The organism is Neorhizobium sp. 2083 (assembly GCF_031455615.1).
In the GTDB taxonomy this organism is placed as follows: domain Bacteria; phylum Pseudomonadota; class Alphaproteobacteria; order Rhizobiales; family Rhizobiaceae; genus Neorhizobium.
This window is the reverse complement of the sequence record NZ_JAVDTC010000024.1, coordinates 1-2,955: the sequence shown is the minus strand read 5'-3', so window position 1 is coordinate 2,955 and position 2,955 is coordinate 1. Positions and strand designations below refer to the sequence as shown.

Sequence of the window (2,955 nt, the reverse complement as noted above, 5' to 3'; positions counted from 1 at the left end):
GGCCGTTCCTTGCCCGCGTCCTCACCATGCTCCTCATCTCCAGCATGTTCGCCGCCCCGTTCACCTCAACCGCCAACGCGCGGTTCATCTCCCCCAACGACTGGGATCCAACCATCGAAACCGTCGGCACAAACCGATACGCATACGCCCAGAACGATCCAATCAACAAAAGCGATAAAAATGGGCACTCCATCAGTCCTGACGTCTCCGACTATGGGAGCCAAGGGACAGGCGGCGATAACAACACTCAAAAAGAGGAAACGCAGGCTTCAAAGGACATCGCCCAAGCCGCGGGAGATCTTGCAGGTGATCGAGAGCGGGATAAGAAATCCGGCCAGCAAATGGCGGGCGATCCGAAACATGGTGATGAGGACAAGGGGCCTCTCGATCATTTCACACCCTCAAGCGCCAGCCCGATCCATAGTCGCGACTTCGAACCGATCACGGTATGGGCGCCCGGGTCACTCGGAGGAGCGGGCCGACCTTCCGCCGGAGCAACGAGGGGGCCTGGTAGCGCATCGGCTGGCCAAGGAAACATTTGGAGTGGAACAAAGACCAAGTCGCCTGCCGCTAATGCCTTGCAACATTGGAATAAGCATCGCGCCGATTTTCCGGAATTGCAGAATGCGAAGCAGTATGTTGACCGAGCCCATCAATTGTTAAATACACCACCCGCAACGTCAGAGGCTAGAAGCCGAGCTAATGCAGATCGGTTGCTTTACGATCCTCCAACCAACACGTTTATTGCAACAGATTCGAAAGGCGCACCAAGAACGATGTTCAAACCTAATGAAGGTGCGGAATATTGGAGCAGACAAAAATGAGCCAGAGGCTAGCGAACAAGCACGGCAAGTATGCTTGTGCTTGCTGTGACAATTACACGATTGACGTTCCAGGCACATACGAAATTTGTGAAATCTGCTACTGGGAAGACGATCCGGTCCAGCTTGAAGAGCCGGATTTACCTGGGGGGGCAAATTCGCTGAGCTTGAACCAAGCGAAAAGGAGTTGGTTCAGTAAAATTCAAGGCTAGAACCAAACTTAACGCCCGCGATAACCCCGGGCCGAGAGTGAATACTGCTTACCTCGGTTTAATAGCTGCGCAGAGTCAAAAACATCAATGCATCTGATCGTATTCCTCGCCGCTTTGATATGGGTTTTAGTGGCTCCAGCGTATTCGGAGACGCTAAATAAGGCGTCCGACCTCGCCGGCGCAACGGCAAATAGTCTTTTTCATGGGACGCCGGATTTATTGGAGGTAAAGCTTGCCGTCGATCAGATTGTGGATCCTACTACCGATCCTGCTTCTTCACGCGCCACCATCGACCAGATGACCGCGGATGTTTTACGCATGGTTGGCAAGAATGCCGCAAGCACTGAGAAGCTCTCGGCACTCAGGCGCTTTCTTTATGAGAGTGGTGAGTGGAACGAGCATCGGCCATTCGTTTATGATCTCAGTGATCCTCTGGGGGAAAATCCCGCTAATCGATTGCTGCAGCGATACCTGGATACGCGGCAGGGCAACTGCATTACCATGCCGATCCTTCTGCTCGCGCTGGGGCAGCGGTTGGGGTTGGATATGGCGCTTGCCCAAGCACCCCTTCACGTATTCGTCAAATATACCGACGACGCAGGCTCGACATGGAATCTGGAGGCGACGAGCGGGGGTGGATTTACGCGCGATCTCTGGTATCGGCAGAAGTTGCCGATGTCCGATGCCGCGGTGGCAAACGGCACCTACCTACGAGCACTCACACATGACGAAGCCGTCGCATTGATGGCGTCTTTTCTGGTCGAACATCATCTGGCCGAGGGGCAATTCCAAGCGGCGATATCGACCGCCGACGTCATCCTGCAACATTATCCCGATTTCGCTTACCTGCTGGTCAAGAAGGGTAGTGCCTATGGAGCACTCCTGCGGAGTGAACTGGCGGGAAAGTATACGCGCGCTTCGGACATTCCGGCTGATGTGAAGGCGAAGGCTGACCGATTGTATCAGGAAAATCTCACAGCATTCGCCAAAGCCGAAGCATTAGGATGGCGACCCGAGGATGGGCAGGCACCGTAGCTGCTATATCACGCAGGGCGTCCTAGCAGACGGTTCTGTCCACAGCTTTCCCTCGCGTTGTGCGAGCGACTTCTAACTGCCATGTACTCATATTTTTGTTGTTGACGTCACAAAACGGTTGCGCTGAATAGGTTGTGCGACGTTAGGATGCGTCGTGTTTTGATGACGAATTGATTCGCTTCGAGGGGGCTCATGCGTAGCAATGGAGTTGGTTTTGCGGCTTTTGCCGCCACGGTATCGCTTTGTGTTTTTTCGGGTGTGGTGACGGGAGCAGTGGTCGTCGACGGTGTGCTGGGGCGTGGGGCAAAGGCGGCCGAGCAGGGTGTGAAGCCGGGTGGATTTGGCAGTGGCGGTGGTCTTGGTGGCGGCGCTGTCGGCCGGACGGGGGCCGGACAGGCTGGCTCGGGTGGTGCTTCCGGGACCGGGACGCCTGAGCCCGGGGCAGGGACCGCGGCCGGAGCATCCTCGAACGATCGTGCGGTAGACCGTACGCTTGGCCTCAGCAAACCGCAGGGAAAAGGCCTGGGGGCAGGGGCTGCGGGTGGCAATGGCACAGGCAGCGGTACAGCAAGTGGCGAGGAGCAGCCCGGCAAGGCTGGCGCGACCGCGCTTGGCAAGCCGGCGGACAAGCCAGACGGCGAGGACGGCCAATCCGGCACGGCCGCCAAGGCCAAGGATGGCGATGGTGTGGTTGAGCCTGAGGTGATGTCGGCCATGGCGGCAACCTCTGGATCCTCAAGCAGTGGCTCCTCGTTGAATGCGCCGGAGAAGCCATCGATCCCGGAGATCACCGGCAATGGGTTCTTCACCCAGAAGATCGGCATCGACGTTCCCGGCTTCCGTGGCCTGGAGCCGAAGCTCTCGCTGGCCTACAGCTCGGCGCGCAA

3 protein-coding genes and 1 pseudogene are annotated in these 2,955 nt (G+C 57.1%); all 4 read left to right on the top strand.

Going from position 1 to position 2,955, the window contains the following annotated elements; all coding sequences use genetic code 11:
- Positions 1-824, top strand: an 824-nt coding sequence (locus J2X76_RS31530) for a hypothetical protein (RefSeq protein WP_310221884.1), incomplete at its 5' end; no start/stop codon positions are given.
- A complete protein-coding gene (locus J2X76_RS31720; RefSeq protein WP_405030135.1) occupies positions 821-1,033 on the top strand; it encodes a CPCC family cysteine-rich protein in 213 nt (70 codons plus the stop codon). The genes J2X76_RS31530 and J2X76_RS31720, both read left to right, overlap by 4 nt.
- 87 nt (positions 1,034-1,120) lie before the next feature.
- Positions 1,121-2,068, top strand: a complete 948-nt coding sequence (locus tag J2X76_RS31525; protein ID WP_310221882.1) for a transglutaminase family protein — start codon at positions 1,121-1,123, stop codon at positions 2,066-2,068.
- A gap of 192 nt (positions 2,069-2,260) precedes the next feature.
- Positions 2,261-2,955 (top strand): annotated as a pseudogene (locus J2X76_RS31520) (hypothetical protein); the annotation flags it as partial.

Coding starts and splice junctions, on each gene's coding strand:
- J2X76_RS31720 (WP_405030135.1), top strand. CDS start 821: ATGAGCCAGAGGCTAGCGAACAAGCACGGCAAGTATGCTTGTGCTTGC.
- J2X76_RS31525 (WP_310221882.1), top strand. CDS start 1,121: ATGCATCTGATCGTATTCCTCGCCGCTTTGATATGGGTTTTAGTGGCT.